This window comes from Shimazuella kribbensis DSM 45090 (assembly GCF_000428065.1).
GTDB classification, from domain to species: domain Bacteria; phylum Bacillota; class Bacilli; order Thermoactinomycetales; family Thermoactinomycetaceae; genus Shimazuella; species Shimazuella kribbensis.
This window is the reverse complement of record NZ_ATZF01000017.1, coordinates 66,913-84,327: the sequence shown is the minus strand read 5'-3', so window position 1 is coordinate 84,327 and position 17,415 is coordinate 66,913. Positions and strand designations below refer to the sequence as shown.

20 protein-coding genes and 1 rRNA gene are annotated in these 17,415 nt (G+C 38.4%); 3 read left to right on the top strand and 18 right to left on the bottom strand.

What is annotated here, in order from left to right; translation table 11 throughout:
• From A3GQ_RS0119060 to A3GQ_RS0119040, 5 genes are all read right to left on the bottom strand, one after another.
• A 16S ribosomal RNA gene (locus A3GQ_RS0119060) occupies positions 1 to 157 on the bottom strand; the annotation flags it as partial.
• 382 nt (positions 158 to 539) lie between these two features.
• A complete protein-coding gene (locus A3GQ_RS0119055) occupies positions 540 to 1,136 on the bottom strand; it encodes a TetR/AcrR family transcriptional regulator (RefSeq protein WP_028778425.1) in 597 nt (198 codons plus the stop codon).
• A gap of 108 nt (positions 1,137 to 1,244) precedes the next feature.
• The gene (locus tag A3GQ_RS0119050) at positions 1,245 to 2,852 is read right to left on the bottom strand and encodes an ABC transporter permease (protein ID WP_037465526.1); all 1,608 of its coding nucleotides are present in this window, start codon (positions 2,850 to 2,852) and stop codon (positions 1,245 to 1,247) included.
• Positions 2,852 to 3,739 (bottom strand): ABC transporter ATP-binding protein, encoded by an 888-nt coding sequence (locus A3GQ_RS0119045; protein ID WP_028778423.1) that lies wholly within the window; start codon positions 3,737 to 3,739, stop codon positions 2,852 to 2,854. The genes A3GQ_RS0119050 and A3GQ_RS0119045 overlap by 1 nt, the downstream gene beginning before the upstream one ends.
• 277 nt (positions 3,740 to 4,016) lie before the next feature.
• Positions 4,017 to 5,333 (bottom strand): MATE family efflux transporter, encoded by a 1,317-nt coding sequence (locus A3GQ_RS0119040; protein ID WP_028778422.1) that lies wholly within the window; start codon positions 5,331 to 5,333, stop codon positions 4,017 to 4,019.
• A gap of 182 nt (positions 5,334 to 5,515) precedes the next feature.
• On the opposite strand from A3GQ_RS0119040, the gene A3GQ_RS25000 reads away from it, so the two are divergent.
• On the top strand, positions 5,516 to 5,842 hold the full coding sequence (locus tag A3GQ_RS25000) for a DUF2614 family zinc ribbon-containing protein (protein ID WP_051272107.1): 327 nt from the start codon (positions 5,516 to 5,518) through the stop codon (positions 5,840 to 5,842).
• On the opposite strand, the gene perR is transcribed toward A3GQ_RS25000, so the two are convergent.
• Genes perR through bcp form a run of 4 tightly spaced genes read right to left on the bottom strand, consistent with a single transcriptional unit; the run spans position 5,839 to position 8,272 of the window.
• A complete protein-coding gene (gene perR / locus A3GQ_RS0119030; protein WP_028778421.1) occupies positions 5,839 to 6,297 on the bottom strand; it encodes a peroxide-responsive transcriptional repressor PerR in 459 nt (152 codons plus the stop codon). The genes A3GQ_RS25000 and perR overlap by 4 nt on opposite strands.
• 45 nt (positions 6,298 to 6,342) lie before the next feature.
• A complete protein-coding gene (gene nth, locus A3GQ_RS0119025) occupies positions 6,343 to 6,990 on the bottom strand; it encodes an endonuclease III (protein WP_028778420.1) in 648 nt (215 codons plus the stop codon).
• Positions 6,991 to 6,994: 4 nt separating this feature from the next.
• Entirely contained in the window at positions 6,995 to 7,780 is a 786-nt protein-coding gene (locus A3GQ_RS0119020) for a class I SAM-dependent methyltransferase (protein WP_051272104.1), read from the bottom strand.
• A 24-nt stretch (positions 7,781 to 7,804) separates the two neighbouring features.
• Positions 7,805 to 8,272: a thioredoxin-dependent thiol peroxidase gene (gene bcp, locus A3GQ_RS0119015; protein WP_028778418.1), complete on the bottom strand. Its 468-nt coding sequence runs from the start codon at positions 8,270 to 8,272 to the stop codon at positions 7,805 to 7,807.
• A gap of 194 nt (positions 8,273 to 8,466) precedes the next feature.
• Between bcp and A3GQ_RS0119010 the strand changes: the two genes are divergently transcribed.
• Positions 8,467 to 8,910 (top strand): carboxymuconolactone decarboxylase family protein, encoded by a 444-nt coding sequence (locus A3GQ_RS0119010; protein WP_028778417.1) that lies wholly within the window; start codon positions 8,467 to 8,469, stop codon positions 8,908 to 8,910.
• Between the two features lie 204 nt (positions 8,911 to 9,114).
• Here A3GQ_RS0119010 and A3GQ_RS27345 read toward each other — a convergent pair whose 3' ends face one another.
• From A3GQ_RS27345 to A3GQ_RS0118995, 3 genes are read right to left on the bottom strand one after another with little or no spacing between them, the layout of a single operon-like run.
• Positions 9,115 to 9,390: a hypothetical protein gene (locus A3GQ_RS27345; RefSeq protein ID WP_156877815.1), complete on the bottom strand. Its 276-nt coding sequence runs from the start codon at positions 9,388 to 9,390 to the stop codon at positions 9,115 to 9,117.
• Complete coding sequence (locus A3GQ_RS0119000; protein ID WP_028778415.1) at positions 9,390 to 9,608, bottom strand: spore germination protein; 219 nt, start codon at positions 9,606 to 9,608, stop codon at positions 9,390 to 9,392. The genes A3GQ_RS27345 and A3GQ_RS0119000 overlap by 1 nt, the downstream gene beginning before the upstream one ends.
• A gap of 18 nt (positions 9,609 to 9,626) precedes the next feature.
• The gene (locus A3GQ_RS0118995) at positions 9,627 to 10,013 is read right to left on the bottom strand and encodes an Hsp20/alpha crystallin family protein (protein ID WP_028778414.1); all 387 of its coding nucleotides are present in this window, start codon (positions 10,011 to 10,013) and stop codon (positions 9,627 to 9,629) included.
• 108 nt (positions 10,014 to 10,121) lie between these two features.
• On the opposite strand from A3GQ_RS0118995, the gene gerPC reads away from it, so the two are divergent.
• Positions 10,122 to 10,436 carry a spore germination protein GerPC gene (gerPC, locus tag A3GQ_RS0118990; protein WP_028778413.1) on the top strand — a complete coding sequence of 105 codons (315 nt, stop codon included), beginning with the start codon at positions 10,122 to 10,124 and terminating at the stop codon, positions 10,434 to 10,436.
• Between the two features lie 51 nt (positions 10,437 to 10,487).
• Here gerPC and A3GQ_RS0118985 read toward each other — a convergent pair whose 3' ends face one another.
• The 6 genes from A3GQ_RS0118985 to efeO all read right to left on the bottom strand — a co-directional run bounded on the left by A3GQ_RS0118985 (position 10,488) and on the right by efeO (position 17,136).
• Entirely contained in the window at positions 10,488 to 11,273 is a 786-nt protein-coding gene (locus A3GQ_RS0118985; protein ID WP_028778412.1) for an ABC transporter permease, read from the bottom strand.
• Between the two features lies 1 nt (position 11,274).
• Positions 11,275 to 12,060, bottom strand: a complete 786-nt coding sequence (locus tag A3GQ_RS0118980; RefSeq protein ID WP_037465549.1) for an ABC transporter permease — start codon at positions 12,058 to 12,060, stop codon at positions 11,275 to 11,277.
• A 13-nt stretch (positions 12,061 to 12,073) separates the two neighbouring features.
• Positions 12,074 to 13,069 (bottom strand): ABC transporter ATP-binding protein, encoded by a 996-nt coding sequence (locus tag A3GQ_RS0118975; protein ID WP_028778410.1) that lies wholly within the window; start codon positions 13,067 to 13,069, stop codon positions 12,074 to 12,076.
• 169 nt (positions 13,070 to 13,238) lie between these two features.
• Positions 13,239 to 15,017, bottom strand: coding sequence for an FTR1 family iron permease (locus tag A3GQ_RS24995; RefSeq protein WP_051272101.1), 1,779 nt, complete (start codon positions 15,015 to 15,017; stop codon positions 13,239 to 13,241).
• Positions 15,017 to 16,285 carry an iron uptake transporter deferrochelatase/peroxidase subunit gene (gene efeB / locus A3GQ_RS0118965; RefSeq protein WP_028778409.1) on the bottom strand — a complete coding sequence of 423 codons (1,269 nt, stop codon included), beginning with the start codon at positions 16,283 to 16,285 and terminating at the stop codon, positions 15,017 to 15,019. Before efeB ends, A3GQ_RS24995 begins: the two co-directional genes overlap by 1 nt.
• Positions 16,285 to 17,136, bottom strand: a complete 852-nt coding sequence (gene efeO, locus A3GQ_RS0118960) for an iron uptake system protein EfeO (RefSeq protein WP_211227748.1) — start codon at positions 17,134 to 17,136, stop codon at positions 16,285 to 16,287. The genes efeB and efeO overlap by 1 nt, the downstream gene beginning before the upstream one ends.
• Positions 17,137 to 17,415: the final 279 nt, after the last annotated feature.

The following is a 17,415-nucleotide window of genomic DNA, read 5'->3' as shown; positions in this document are numbered from 1 at the left end:
TTAGCCCCGGTTTCCCGGAGTTATCCCAGGCTTGAGGGCAGGTTGCCCACGTGTTACTCACCCGTTCGCCGCTAGGAACCGAAGTTCCTCGCTCGACTTGCATGTATTAGGCACGCCGCCAGCGTTCGTCCTGAGCCAGGATCAAACTCTCCATGTTAGAAAGCTTGTCTTGCTCATTTGCTATTGCTAGCTTGTTAAAAAAATTAACAGGTTTGTGATCTCACTCTTCAGTTTTCAAGGAACAACTTCTGTTTTTCTTGCGTCATCCGCATTGTCGCGGCGACAAGTAATAATATAGCATGGGTGATTATCTAAAGTCAACACTTTTTTTAAAAATAGTTTATCCATAACTATCATTACTTATTCTTTACCTTTATATTTTTACTTGCCATTGCTTTTTTTATTTGTTCTCTCGTGATATATCTGCCTATAAAAGAGAAAAATCTTTGATTTTAAAAGATCTCTGTTACTGGTTGAAAAACGAAAAGAAAAGCCCTGTCTTCAGACAATCGCTTTTCTCTCTACAAACTAGACTTTACCTAATCTCTTTCTACTACACCATGAAGATAAAGATCATAAAACTTTTGTGTAAATTCTTTCATGCTCATATGAGATGGAATCTGAGGGGTTTCCGTAAAATTTCTTCTCATTAGTAGCGAGTACGTTATTAATATTTCTGTATCCACTTCTTTTCGAACGATTCCTTGTTCTTTTGCCATATCTACTAATTCATGAAAAAGTGGAATTAAGCGCCCCTGCATCCACCCATATAACTTCTCCACACTGCTGGGAAATTCACTAACTAATTCAGTAGTAAAACTGGACTGAAAGAAGTAGCTATACTGTTCTACATCAAATATATCTAAAAAGTCTTCTCTTGTTAGTCCATTTTTTGTACCTTTTTCATAAATTCCCTCCAACCTCTCCAAGACAGATTGTGAGATATCTTGTAAAAAAGCTTCTAATATTTCTTGTTTGTCAGCAAAGTATTTGTATAAAGTAGTTTTGCTAGCTTTTGCTCCCTTGGCAATCTCTTCAATCGATACAGAGCGTATTCCTTTTTGTAAAAACAATCGCTCAGCTGCTTGTAAGATGTTTTCGCGTTTTTTCGTTTTTCTCTGAACACCCTCCCCCAAAGTAAACAATCCTCCTAATTCTTAAATAATTACAGTTTTCTCGTTTTCATTCTAATCTCCTGTATTTTATACATGTGTCGTATACTGAAATAACCATAAAAGTGACGATTACGCACCAATTGCTCTACGACGAAAAGCTAATAATCCGATTAAAGTCATTATTACCGTCACACCAAGTAATCCTAGCAAAGGCAGTATAGAAAGCTCTGCACCTGCTATCGTATTAGGAAGATAGTGAAAAGGGGAAATCATATTCGCTAACCAGTAATTTAAACCCATGATTGGACCCAAAACTTCTCCAAAAACATTGACTAGTAACCAAATGCCCCAAGAAATAGCAACTGTTATTTTTGGGAGAAACCCGAAGAATAGTAAAGTTATTGCCCCTAACACCCAAGCAGCAGGTATTTGAATTAATGCCCCAATCAAGATGCGAGTAAACTCGTGATTGATATTGCCTGTTTGTATTCCATAAGTAAGTCCGATGGATATACCGCCTATTGTTAATAATATAGCTGCTCCTAATTGGGCTATCAAAAAATGACTCATAATCAATTGCGTCCGACTTACTCTTGTCGATAGCACTGTTTCAGCACGACCAGCTGCTTCCTCTGCATGTACCCGCAGTGTAGCCAAAACCGTGTAGAGAGCTGCGACAAGCCCTAATGTTATCAATATTGCCCAAAAATAAGCATTAATAATATTGGATTGACCTAAACTAAATCGTTTGAAAAACTCCATAATCTGTGGGCTTACACCAGAATTGGAAAGCCCAAGAGCAAGACTACCCAATGCTATTCCCATAACTCCAAAACAGGCTAACCAAATATAAAACATTCCTCGTTGAAGGCGCCAAGCGAGTGCAAAAGGACTTGTTAATTGATGTCCATGAGCTGGACCTGATCGGGTAGCTAGTATACCAGATCCTATGTCTCGACGTAAAAGAAGATAGTAGGCTGATCCCGCAACAACTATCGTTGCTGCTGCGAAGAGAAGAAGAACACTCCATTGTTCATCGCCATAAGGGCGAATTTGATGTCCCCATCCTTGGGGAGTAAGCCACAAAATCCAATCTTGACGACTGCCATCACCAACGAATCTCAAAAAATATGAAATTCCCAAAACTACACTGGCTATCGAAATTGCAGAGCGAGCGTTTGTAAATAACTGTGCACTTAATGCACCTACTGAAGCGTAAAAACAACCAATCGCCGCCATGGATAGACCAAAAGCAATGGAACCAATAGGTTCTAGACCCATCATGATAAGACCGCCGATGTTTAACAAACCTGTAAGAACACTTACACCACATACGAAGACAAGCGTTGCAGTAACTGGAGCATACCTACCAATCGAACCTGATCCTAACCATTCACTTCTTCCTGTTTCCTCGTCTGTTCGAGTATGACGAATCACCATAAATACTGCCATCAATGCTAGTAGAGTAAGAGCAAATTCACCCACCCTCCAAAATACCAAACCACCCAAACTTGGATCGTAAACCTGTCCAGCAAAAGCCAAAAATGTATTGTTACTACTAATTTCTTTAGCAAAAGATTGTTGCAAGGCAGGTGTAGAAAATAACTTTTTATACGTATTCGCCATCCCAACTACAATGACAAAAATGATAATCATCCATGCAGGTGCAGCAAATCTCTCCCGGCGCATTATCAGTTTTAATAGCAAACCTGTCCCAGCTAAATATTCCCGTTTCATTATTTTACCCCTCTTTCATAATGACGCATAAAGAGTTCTTCTAATGTAGGAGGTGCACTTTGCAAATTACGTACTCCAAATGAAGTGACATGGCGTAAAATTGCATCTAATTTATCTGTATCTGCGATAAATTTGGTTTGACTACCTTCTTGTTTGATTTCATATACCCCATCAAGTTGATCAAGACCTGATATTGGTTGAAATGTTTCAATGGAAATATGTGTCCGGGTAAGATGGCGCATTTCAGCAAAGGAGCCAGATTCGATAATTTTCCCATCCTTGATAATACTAACTCGATCGCAAAGCTTCTCTACTTCTTCAAGAATATGGCTGGAAAGTAATACTGTTTTCCCATTTTTCTTTACTTCCGCTACACACTCCTGAAAAATAGATTCCATTAGTGGATCAAGACCAGATGTGGGTTCATCTAAAATAAACAAATCGGCATCTGAAGCAAAAGCTGAAATGAGAGCGACTTTTTGTCTATTCCCTTTGGAATAAGAACGACATTTTTTTGTTGGATCGAGTTGAAAACGATCGATCAGTGCTTTCCGACGATCGAGATCATAATTTCCTCTCAACTTACCTAGTAGATCAATTACTTCCCCACCGGTTAAGTTTGGCCATAAATTCACATCTCCTGGTACATATGCCAATCGTTGATGTAAATTCACTGCATCAACCCAAGGGTCTGCCTCAAACAACTTTACTTCACCAGAGCTTTTCCGAAGCAATCCGAGTAAAATTCGTATCGTTGTAGATTTCCCTGCTCCATTTGGTCCGATAAATCCATAGACTTCCCCTTTTTCCACCTGCATACTTACTTCTTTAAGAGCCTGATGTTTACCATAGAACTTACTCAATTTTTTCATTTCAATCACAGACATCCTAGACACCTCCGTAAATTTGGTTCATACTACTTCCTATCACTTCATTTGATTGAACGATTTCAAAGCTTTTCGTTCATTTATTATATGTACGATATTACACCTATTCGTTCATTTTGTCTATAAAAAAAAAGAAACTTTTTGCAAAAAAAGCTTCTCCATCTTTACGAAGTCTACCAATACTAAGTTGGCATTACTCTTAAATAAAGCCTGTGCCCCATCTACCAGCAGAAGATGGGGCACTAATTTTCTTTTTTTATTTAGTTAGCGAATGTGATTAAAAGACATCTCTTGGCTCCCATCTCCTACTGTAGAAATACCAACAGAGGATGGCCATCTTCACGATGGTAGCCACTACTTGAAGCGAGGAAATCAACATCAAATTTCCAGTTGATCCCCACAAATAGAGCGAAACACCCCAAGCTCCATTACTCGCCAAACTGCTGATCAAAATGATGTTTTTTGATCCTACAGCCTTCAGGGAGTATGTAACGATTTGAAGTGCTGTATTGGACACATGCGTAAACACGAGAAACAAGAGCCACATCTTTGTCATTTCTAGTAGGCTCTTGTCATCTGTAAAGAGCTGTGTTGTCACCCATGGACCGATGAAGTAGGTTCCCATTAGTACGATACCACAACAAAGGGTACCCACAAGAAGGATCGTTGTGGTGAAAGATCGGATGGACCGATATTCTTTGTTCCCATAGTACTGGGATACGTAGGGAGTGATCACAGGGTACAACCCGATAAAGAAAGCCAATGGAATCAAAGTAATCTGGTTCGCAATTCGATACGAAGCCATCACTTCTGTTCCATGGCTTTGAAGAACATGCCAAAAGACAGCAACGCACGCTTGGAAACTCAGCCTTTCAAAAATCAAAGGCCAAGCTTCTTTGCATGTTCCCCATTGGAAATGACAATCTGGACGTAGTTTAACTAGACGATTGGAAAATCCCTTTTTGTGAAGCATACGAGCTAGGATAACGACTTGCATAACAATAGCGGCTACATTCGCACATGCCACACCCTTAAGCCCGAAGTCCAGTACGTTTACGGCTAGGTATCCAAGTGTGATCTGTACAAAGAACACGCTAGTTGCTGCAATTGTTACACTCTTTGTCTCTTTGAGGCCATTGAGTGTACTCGTCAAGCTGTTGGCAATGGCAGTAAAGACAACGCATCCCATGATAATTTGAAAATAGGGTGCCGCATACACTGCAACAGCGCGTTCGGCTCCACCAAGTTCCAAAATTTCTCTAGGAAATGCAATTGCCAAAACTCCAACCAGCAAACCCAACAACAAGCTTGAGAAGAGGGAATTATAGGTAATATGTTGTACTAGTACCATCCCTCGATTCTCTTTCGCTTCCTCTTTCACTTGTTGGAGGTAAGATGGAAGATTGGCCAGTTCCTCACTAGTGGATTGACCTACCAATCGACCAGTCACTGCCTTCAAACCATTCTTGTCAACACTGACAAAGAAAAAGTTAATAATGGCAGTTGCTGCTACACCTGTGATGGCTGCCGTTCCCAAATGTGCGAGAAACATCAAATTGATGAAGTCGCCCAAAACGGCTGACAGACTGGTCAAGAATGACCACTTCGTCTTATTCAGCACTCCATCATATGGGGGCTTTTTCCTGTGTTTTCCCTTTTTCACCATAGGACCCTTCGCTGAGAACTATTCTCAGTATACAACAGAATAGAAAAATACACCTTATCTTACTGATATATTTTGACCTGTGATACAATGATTGCTTGGGAGGGCTCTTTATGTTACTTTCAGGCAAATTAAATAAAATACGAACCTTTGCCCTGCTTTTGATCTTTTTAGGGGTAGGCGTGATGTATATTGGATTTTTAATCCCTAGTTGGATGGCGTTGTTCATTGCGTTTGGGATGGTTTTTGTACTAGGCAGTGTGGGAATTTATTTTTGGGTTGGTATTTTATCCACCCAATCTCTTCGCGTCACCTGTCCAGAGTGTGGAAAGCATACAAAAGTTCTAGGTCGTAGAGATCAATGCATGCACTGCAAGGCTATTCTCTCTGTTGATCCTAAAGATGCGCCCGAAACAAAAAAAGAAGAGCCACTGTCTTAAGACAAGTGCTCTTTTTTTTGTTGGTGCAGTTCTTTTTGACACATGGGGCAAGTTCCATAGATCTCAAGCCGATGCGTGTTCACTTGATATCCAGTCATTTCACTTGCAGATTTTTCTACTTGGGATAAAACTGGATAATCAAAATCTGTGATGTGTCCGCAATGATGACAGATGACATGATAGTGATCATTCATGTTTGCATCAAATCGACTTGAAGCATCACCATAGGTCAACTCTCGAATCAACCCGGCTTCTCGAAACAACCTTAAATTATTGTACACAGTTGCAACACTCATATTTGGAAAGTTATCAGACAAAGATTTATATATTTCATCTGCTGTAGGATGTTGAATACTGGACAATAAATAATTCAAAATGGCATGCCTTTGAGGGGTCATGCGAACTCCCTGAATTTTTAAAGTTTCCACTGCCTCCATCAAGCGGCCATTCGCCATTTGGTCTCACCTCGATTTATAAAAATGATTCTAACTTAAGAATAACTACTTACTTATAATCTTGTCAATGTTAGCTTGCCCATATTTGCAATAAGGTAATAGATCACACAACGAACACTTTGGCTTTCGAGCCATACATAATCTTCGACCATGCCAAATAAGCTGATGATGGGTATCCAACCATTTTTTCTTTGGTACTTTTTTAATCAATTGCTTTTCCGTTTCTATTGGTGTATCACTTTTTACTAAGGCCAACCTGTTAGAAACTCTCTGGACATGTGTATCTACAGCAAGAGCAGGTACACCAAACGCATTGCTCAAAACGACACTTGCTGTTTTTCTTCCTACACCGGGTAATGCTTCAAGTGCATCACGTTCCATAGGGACTTGTCCGTTATATGCTTCAACCAATATCCGACAGGTCTGATAAATATTTTTACTCTTATTACGAAATAACCCAAGTCCTCTAATCTCATTTGCTAACTGGTCCTCTGACATACGTAACATCGCTTCTGCTGTAGGATGTTGTTCAAACAATCCTTTGGTTACTTTATTTACCTGCACATCCGTAGACTGAGCAGAAAGTATGGTTGCAATCAATAATTGAAAAGGGGTATCGAATTCTAACTCGCAATGCGCGTCTGGATACATATCTGCTAAGGTTTCTAAAATTTTTTTTGCTGAAACTCGCATCACGTTACCTCCTTGCAATCTTGACAGCTTCCACAATCAACTCTTCACTATTGGAATCGAATGGGGCTCGATAAAAAGAACCATATCGATTTTGAACCTTAAAACCACATACAGCCAACAAGTGACTCAATTCAGCTGGAAAAATGTATCGAAGACGAATTTTTGATTTTGTACGCTCAACGGAAATACCTCGTGAATTAAACTTTTCCATGTACCTCGTAATATTAGCAATTTGATTGAAAGTGTCCAATTCGGTAAAATCATACACTTCTATCTCATCTGTTCCGCTTTGATAAGTCCCTCGATACGTATGCTTCCCTTCCATATCCATCAGCTTTCGCATATGTGGTACAAAAGCATGAAAAGAAAACAGTCCACCTTCATCTAAATGTCGGCGAATGGATTTCAACGTACTCAATTGGTCGCGAACATTGATCAATTGTAAAAAAGAACGGTCAGGCATAATAATAAGAGGGCAGGTTTTCCCCGGAATTTGAAAATTGGTGATACTGGCTTCTACCCACTTGATTCGATGAGATAACTTGAGATCATTCGCTTTTTGTTTTGCGATTTTTAGTTTTTCTGCACTAAACTCCACACCAAAAACTTCAATACCTTCTTGAGCAATAGCAATACTTATCCGACCTGTCCCACATCCAAGCTCAATCACAGGGCCACCAGTTTGCTTTGCAAGTTCTACGAAATAAGTGATATCTTGATCCATATCGTTGGAACTGCGAGCATAAAAATTATAATATTCCGTCATAATGGGTTCAGTATGGCTCCCCATCCATTCTCGTCCTCTCTTCTCTTTCTAAATAAGATTATCTTTGATATAAGAAAGTGCTTCCTCGACATGATTTTTCACTTTCACTTTACGATAAATCTTCACTATTTTGCCATTTGTATCAATGATAAAAGTAGTTCTTTCAATTCCAATACCGGTTTTACCAAACAATGTCTTCTCTTTTAGAACATCATATTGATTGCAAACAGTCTCATTCGTATCACTTAACAGCAAAAATGGGAGATCATACTTGTCTACAAATTTTTGATGAGATGACACGGTATCCCTACTTATTCCAAGAATGACAGTATGAACATCTGTAAACTTAGCATGAGCATCCCGAAAATCACATGCCTCTGTTGTACATCCAGGTGTGCTGTCCTTTGGATAGAAATAGAGAACTACGTTTTTTCCACGAAAATCAGAAAGTGTTACTTCCTCCTCTTTACTAGAAAGTAACGTAAAGTCTGGAGCTATATCACCCTCATTTAACATATCAAACACCTCCAAACACACATATCATACTATTTTATCATTTTGGATTGACCTGTGGCTATATCGGTTAGCATATCCGCTTTGCAACAAACCATGAAATAAATAACCTCACCTCCATTGACGAAATACTAAAACGATTCTATTATAGATATATAATATCTCTGATATCTTATATATCCTCAGGAGGGATAAGAATGAACGTGCGATTGAATCACCGCGAAGCAAATCCAAAAGTCTATGAAGCAATGTTACAACAGGAAAAAACTATACTACAATTGGGTATCGATAGGACGATATATGAAATAATTAAAATAAGGGCCTCCCAAATAAACGGTTGTTCCTTCTGCATTGATAGACATTCCAAAGACTTTCTCGCAAGCGGACAAGAGGTTGCTCGTCTTATTCACATCCCTATTTGGAGAGAATCTTCCTTGTTTACAGAGAAAGAAAAAGCTGTCTTAGAACTTACTGAAGAGGTAACCAAAATCTCCCAAGGTGGACTACCAGAAGAAGTGTACATTCGAGTAAGAAAACAATTTAATGAAGAAGAATTTATCACGCTTATCTTAGCGATCAATACCATCAACGCTTGGAATCGAATCGGTATATCAACTGGGATGTTTCCAAACTGTTATTAAATTCAATAGGAAGAGACCCTTAGAGAAATGGGTCTCTTCCTATTTTGATGGGGTGCCATGGTATCTCTAATTTATACGATTTGTTGTGTTGATAATTATAACAATGGAGATGCTTATCATGGATTACGTCTTAACCACGAGAAGAAAACCCATTTTTAAACCATCCAAAAAGTTTGCTATGCTCCAATTGATTTAGCAGACATTTTATCGCCTTCCTGGTCTTTCAATAGGTGCTCCTGGCCTTCCGGGTCTTTCTGTTTCTGGTCTTTCAATAGGTACTCCTGGCCTTCCGGGTCTTTCTGTTTCTGGTCTTTCAATAGGTGCACTCCCTGGAGGCAGAAAGGGCCGTGGTCTAGTAGTTTCATAAAAATGTCTTTCTTGATAAGAATAATTTTGCATATTGACCGCTGTACCAATATTTACAGATGAAGCTCCAGCAACCAAGTTTATTTTGATACATCCCAATTTTATGTTGATCATCAAATAAGCCCAGACCTTGTTTGATCTACTAAATCAGGATCAATATTGATATTCCTTTCAAAGTCTGCATTTCGAGAAAAATCACCAACTGGAGAAGATCCTCCGACTGATTTGGTATTGCTCTCCGATCCAACGTTGATGGTATTACCAAAGTTGACGGAGGCGGTGCTAGACACGCTGTTAATACGCAGATTGAAAATATTGTTTATCGTTCCCACCGTCTCCTCCTCCAATCATCAAGGTTGTTTCCGGTAACGAATTTCCAAAACACCTTTCTTATAACGAGCTGATTCATATTTTTTGTACACTTTGTCTCGAAGTGGAATCGTTCTTTCAAACACACCACGTTTTCGCTCCGTTAAGGAAGATTCATACGCTTGATACGGGGACTCAAAACTTCCCTTTACTGTTAAGTTTGTATCCTCCACTTGAAAATCTAATGTATGGACATTTTCCATTCCTGGTAAGTTCATGACAACAATAACTTCATTACGAGAGTGATACACATCAACAGGTGGTTCTGAGGAGGGAGCATTACTAATCTGACTCATCTCATGAAAAAAATCTTCTCCAAGAAATACTCTAGCCAGTTCGTGAACCTGAGAAAAATCAGGTTTTGTCATTTTTCCCCTTCCCCCTCTATCCGTCGTTAGCCTATTTTATGCGTCATGAGATGAGATGGTCACTCCATATATTAAAAGTAATACCATATTACGAAGGGAGATGATTTCATGCATGACCCTTACTGGCACTACTTTGAATATTTAAATCAAGAGATAAAAAAGATGCAATCCGAACAAGCAGCTTTGCGTAAGCAAATAGAAGAATTAAAGCCAATAAGAGTAGAAAAATTGGAATATAAGATTCAAGAATTAAATATTCAGACATTAAGTGGAATGCTCAATCTAGGATTAAGCCTAAATGGTGATGGAGAAAACATGACAGAGTTGGCTGAGAAAATCATACAAGAAGAAGGCATATCTATCGATTTAGGCAAAGAAAATACTCCGCATGATAACCATTCTAATGAGCCCACAGAAGATTAGTTTCTATTAACGTAGGCAGGAACAAATTTTCATCAATAAAAATAGAGCAGGTTAGTTACCTGCTCCACGATAATGACGAATTCCTCGATTCCAAAGTAATACAGCAATCGCGAAATAAACGATTCCCACGACCGGGGTAAGATAAGCATAGATCCGCCAATCACCACGATCCAGCAAAAAACTAGCTGGATAAAAACCTACAAATGCAAAAGGTAACATCCAAGTCAAAACGAATTGAACAATACGATTGAAGATATTAACTGGATAACGGCCGTAGTTACTTACATTAAATACAATGGGTTGAATATCTGTCTTCGAATCGGTATATAGACTAATGCTGGTTAAAGCAATGAATATACCAGCATAAACCAATACTCCACCTATCGTAAATAGAATGAGTAGAATGGGATCATACCATGTCCATTGCAAATCTAACCCGGATGCACCATATCCCATTACAATAAGACCAGTCACTACACCAAGTAACGATTCTGGAGTCATGGACTCCATTATAACTTGGAGCAAACTATGAACAGGTCTTGTCAGCACTCTGTCCAGTTCACCTTTGATGATGTATTTATCATTAAAGCTCCATAAATTAAAAAATGTACCAAATATAGCCCATGGCAAAAGAAAATACCCATAAATGAAAACTACCTCAGATTGATTCCATCCTCCTAATGTTTGTGTATGTCCAAAAACAACAAGGATAAATATCAGATTAAACGATTGGGAGATTAAATCCGTTATAAATTTGACTACTAGATCAAGCCGGTATGCCAATCTAGCTTTTAAGTATTGTTTTAAGTATTGAGTAAAAATTTGAAGTTGTGCCATCTCAACCACCTTGCACGATTAACGTTTTACGAGCTTTTACCCAGATTCCCCAACAAAGGAGGGCCAATATAATGGACCAAGCAAATTGAATACCCATAGCAGGTAACCATTTAGAAATGTCCAAACCTTTCACCAACGTTACACTTGGAATATAACTGATTGCTTGAAATGGTAAAAAGGCGAATATTTTTTGAAATACCTCTGGAAAAAAGGAAATGGGAATAATTAATCCTGACAAAAGATCAACCAAAAACCTTTTTGCCCATAAAATACCTTGGTTATTAAGCAGGAAAAATGCAAACAAACCAACAATTAAATTCACTTCTACATTCACGATAAATCCAAATAACAAACTAATAAAAAACTGAATCCATACACTTGGATCTGTTGTGAGCTGAATGGGATAAATAAAGGAAACGATGACCATTCCTGGAATGCTAAAAAGCAATAAACGAAACAATCCCTCTCCAAAACCTTGGAAAACCTTTACCATCAAATAATTGTATGGCCGTATAATTTGAATAGCAACCGACCCATCCCGTATTTCTTCGGCTATCTCTCGATCTAAATTATTATAATAAAAAGCACGAGCCATCCATGATATTGCAATGTAAGTAGACATCTGGATAACACTAAAACCTTCTAAACTAGGCTTGCCACTATAGACGGCTTGCCACAAAAAGACATATGCACCAATATTGATACTGTAAATAATAATTCCACTATAATAATTAACACGGTAAGCCAACATCATTAGGAATCGTATGCGGATTACCTCTCTATACATAGCTAACAATGTATTAACCCTCCTGATAAATCTTCCGCACGATTTCCTCTGTGGACACTTCTTGAATCTGCATTTCGTGAATCGGTACTCCTGATGTGACCAACAGGGACAGTACTTCTGAAGCTGTAATAGAGTTACCTTGAAGTTGTGCTGTAAATAATTTCGCGTTTGCCTCATTTTTCGTCCATGAAACAGGCAGAGTCTCGGTCACTTTACCCAAATGCTCCAAGGAAACTTCTTGATCAAGCTCCAGATGAATTTTCTTCCCTTCTCCCCACTCTTGTTTTAATTGGGTCAACCCACCATCGTAAATAATATTTCCTTTATCTAACATGATCACTCGACTGCATAAAGCCTCAATATCAGTCAGATCATGAGTCGTCAACAAAATGGTAGTACCAAATTCTTGGTTCATTTCCCTCAAAAACTGACGGATATTTTCCTTAACCAGTACATCTAAACCAATTGTCGGCTCATCCAAAAATAACAAGGATGGTTGATGTATGAGTGACGCCACAAGTTCACAGCGCATCCGCTGACCAAGACTTAGTTTACGTACTGGTTGATCGAGCAGTTCTCCAATATTAAGAACATCAATCATCCGATCTAGCAATTTTTTATTATCTACTCGATACACTTTTTGTAAGAGAGTAAACGACTCTTGAACCGCGATATCCCACCATAACTGACTTCTCTGTCCAAATACAACACCTATCGTTTTAACAAATTCTTCCCTTTGATTATGAGGGTCAAAACCATTCACTTTTAGCTCACCAGAAGAAGGCTGCAAAATACCCGTCAACATTTTAATGGTAGTTGATTTTCCAGCACCATTTTCACCTATGTATCCGACCATTTCTCCTTTGGGAATGCTGATATTTACTTCGTTAACGGCACGTATCGACCGATAGTTACGATTGAACAAATCGCGGAATGCACCTGTTAAACCTTTTCTGCTTTGGTAAATCTGAAATTCTTTTGTTAGCTTTTCTGCTTCTATAGCATTCATCCTTATTTCCTCCACATAAAAACGTCCGCCTACGAAAGAGACGAACATTAGATCACTTACTATTGTAAAGTACATTTCACAATTCTGCAATTATCTTTCCAAAAAATCGACAAATTAGTATATCCAATTCTTAAAAAAACACCAAGCTGAATGACTTGGTGTCTTTTCTTTATTTTGTTTCACTACTAACCATTAAATTACTTGTATTGTTTTTTATTTTATTCACTATGACCAATACTATGGTAATAAGTACAACAAACAGCTGTCCTAATATAGATTCCCAAGTTGGATATATTCCAAGCCAATTAATAGTAGGTATCCACTCTACCAGATGGGATGAAATTTTATCAGCTACTTGCAACGAATGAATACTCTGTCCCATAAACTTGATTGTTAAATAATAGATAAAGGCGGCTGCTATTATAAAAAAGGGTCGAAGTGGTAATTTGGTTCCCATGACTACTACAACAAAACCAATGATTATCAAAATAACTGCTGAAACCACTATCCCTAAAATAAATTGATCGGTTTCAATCGATGGAGCCATTCCCATATAAAAAATGAGTGTTTCCGCACCTTCTCGTAACACTGACAATGAACTCACTGCAAATAGCGACCATAAACTTCCTGTAGCTAATGCAGACCCCATTTTCTGTCCTACATATTTGTTCCAGTTTTTTAGATTGGATTGAGCATGTAGCCATGCTCCTACCGTAATCATCATAATTACGGCAACAATTCCTGTTATCCCTTCTATTAATTCACGGGTGCTTCCAGCAGAAATAGTAGTCAAAAATACATGAAGTCCATAAGCAATACCAATGCTGAGCAATACCCCTGTTATTGCTCCACTCCAAACCCATTTCCGCTTTTCTTGATTATTAGAATGCTTTAAGAATGCCAACAAAGCGGCTAGTACACACACTGCCTCTAACCCTTCTCGCAGGAGCACAATTCCAGCATCCCAAGCTGTATAATTACTGCTTCCCGGAATATTCTGCAATGATGCAATCATCATCTGTATAAGTTGGTCTGCTTTCTCTGTTTGAGGGGGATTAGAAAGTAGATAACTAGATGCTTGTGCCATCTGATTCTCAATTTGTGTATACAATTCAGGTGATTTCACTTGAACTACGCCTTCCACATTCGGCCATTTTTGAATAAATAATTGCAACTGATCTGCTGCTTGTGTAGGTTGTCCAGATGAAATATATTGATTTGCCTTTTTCAAATGTTGAATCACACTAGGTAACGTATCCTTGCTTGTAGACACCGTTTGTACAGAGCCGTTTATATATTCTTGTAGTATACGGATTAATTCTTGCATGGATTGAATCAACTTTGCTTGATTGACTGGTTCAGCTTGTACATAAACACGCACCAAACTCATCTTTGTTTCTGCTTGTCCGTAAATTGTTGATGAATCATTACGGATAAGCATCTCATTCTTTGCCCACTCATTCATAAATTGCTGATTACATATTTTCGCTCTCGCCATCTGATTTTTACTTGCATAATCCAAACATTTTTGCATGCTTGAAAGTAAAACTTTTGCTTCTTCTTTTCCCGACTTTTTTATTGTTTGCTGTGCACTGGTAATATACTTATCTGTTGCTTTAGCTAGTCGAGAAATGGACTGAAACGCTTTATTTGGATTGGTACTTGCGGTTTCCATAGCATGGTTAGCTTCCAACCATGCTTGATCTATTTCTACTCGAATCTCTTCACTTGCTTGATTTTTTTGTGCATCCCATTCTTGCTTATAACTATTTAAATCCGATTGAACCACTGCCCAATTCTTTGTTCCTGCTTTAGCTAGTGCATCTCCCATTAATATCAATAACTGATCTGTAGAAGCAGCATACATCGCCATAGGAGATAGAAAAATACTCACACATAACATGCATATCCATACCAACAGAAGTTTTCCAATTTTATTTCCTATCATTAGAATAATGTTCCTCCTATATATCCTCCTTTTTTTGCTCCTGGGAAACAAGCAAAAACAGCACTCCCTACATGTACAATATATTCATTTAGACGATCTGAATTTGCCAAACGGGTTTGCATAGGAACAAATTGGCGCTTCGGATCTCGTTGAAAACAGATAAAGAGAAGACCAGCATCTATCTGCCCTGTTTTATCTAACAAACCATTTGTATAGGAATAGGAACGCCGTAAAATTTCTGCTTTTCCATTGCCACGTGCTAGACGCACATGGGAATCTTCTGGAATAACATAGGTTCCATCTGGATTTTTCTTCTCTAAATCAAGCTTATCAAATTCACCCTTCATCCCTAGAGGTGCTCCACTCTGTCGATGGCGTCCAAATATACTTTCTTCTTCTTGGAGATTTGTTCGATCCCAAGCTTCTACGCGAAATTGAACTCTTCTTACAACCATATAACTACCCTTTACCATCCAAGGTGTTTGATCGGATGTTTGTGACCACACGACTTGATTCATCTTCTGAACATCATGAACATTTGGATTTGCTGTTCCATCTTTAAATCCCAGCAAGTTACGCGGAGTACCTTTTTTGGGATCAGATTGACTTGTACGTTGGAAACCGGATTGCATCCACTTTACTGTTACAAACCCTCTACCAATACGAATCAAGTTACGGACTGCATGAAATGCAACTTGAGGATCATCTGCACATGCCTGAATACACAAGTCACCCCCACACCACTCTGATTGTAAATTATCTCCAGAAAATAATGGGAGATCTATCAGCTTAGATGGACGCTTAGAAGCAATTCCAAAACGGTCTATCCCTTCTTTTTGAAATAAAGTAGAACCTGCACCAAACGTAATGGTGAGTCTAGAGGCAGACAAACCCACTACTTCACCTGTATCCGTTGGAGGAAGAAGAGCTTCCCCCGATTCATCTCCAGCAGTTTGACCTGTGCTCATCCTTGCTGCTGCATCCGTCCATACACGAAATAATTCCTTTATGTCTGATAATTTACTAGTAACAATATCCAAAGCAGCAAAACAAACAAAATCTTGAGCTGGAGTGATGATTCCAGCTTGGTGTTCTCCGTGAAATGGAACGATATTTGCTCGATCTTGAGGTTTTGCCAGTAATGTTTTGCTTGCTAGCCAGGTGCCGCTTGTCCCAAGCATCAATCCAAGCCCACCCACACCTGTTAGCTTTAAAACATCTCTTCTACTAATTGGCTCCGAGAAGAAATTCTCTTTTTCTTGTTTCATTAAACTCCCCCCACAACCGTGCCTATTCGAGATAGTGGTTCAGCAAGTGCATCTAGTAATTGAGATAATGTTTTAACTTGATCTTTTCTCAACTCTCCATATAATACATAGCCGTCACCTTTTTTGTACTTCGTCAATTCATTTTGGAGTGCTGTAAATTTCGCATCAATATCAGTAGCTAATTTCGCATCTTTCTTCTCTAAAAGAGGTTTTAAGTGGACGAAAATTTCCTTTGAACCTTCTACATTAGCAACAAAGTCATATAAATCCGTATGAGAGTATCTCTCTTCTTCCCCTGTAACTTTACTAGCGGAAACTTCATTTAATAACTCTACAGAACCAGTAATCAAAAGATTAGGGTCTATTTCGACCGTTTCTACTTTAGCTCGTAAAAACTGCACGTCTTTTAACAGCTGATCTGCTACTAGCTCTTGTCCTTTCACATTCTTTTCTTGCCACAGAGCTTTTTCTAATTTATGAAAACCGGACCAATTCGCTGCTGGTACATCATTTTCTCTAGCGTCAATTTTGGGATCAAGGTCACCAAGTGACTCTGCAATTGGCTCAATACGCTCATAATACATCCTTGTTGGTGCATATAACTGTTTTGCTTTCTCCAGATCGCCTGTTTTTATAGCTTGAGAGAACAATTCGGTCTGTTGAACTAATTGATCCATCTGTTCGATAACAAATTTTCTATATTCATTTACGACTTGTTGCAAAGCAGGGTCTGGCTTTGTTTGGGTTTGAGTCGTTGGTTTTTTCTCAGAAATATCTTCTTTTGGTGTACAACCTATTGCTACGGTAAATACCAATCCCAATACTAACAATCTTTTACCAATAACATACATTCGTCTTTCTCTCCCTATCAACATCTTGAATTTTGTCTTTTTTATTATCATTGATATCGATTCTCATTGTCAATGCGAAATAACATAATTTAAAATTCTAATGTTTACCTAAAAAAACCTACTTCAGTTAAGGAGTAGGCACAAGATTCGTCTAATAGATTGCATTTGTAATTATATTTCCAAAAATTACAAATCAATTTAAGAAGTGAATACGCATTTCATTCTTGTAAACTTAAAATTTAAGAAAATTAAAGTTTTACAAGTAGAAGTAGCATTTCT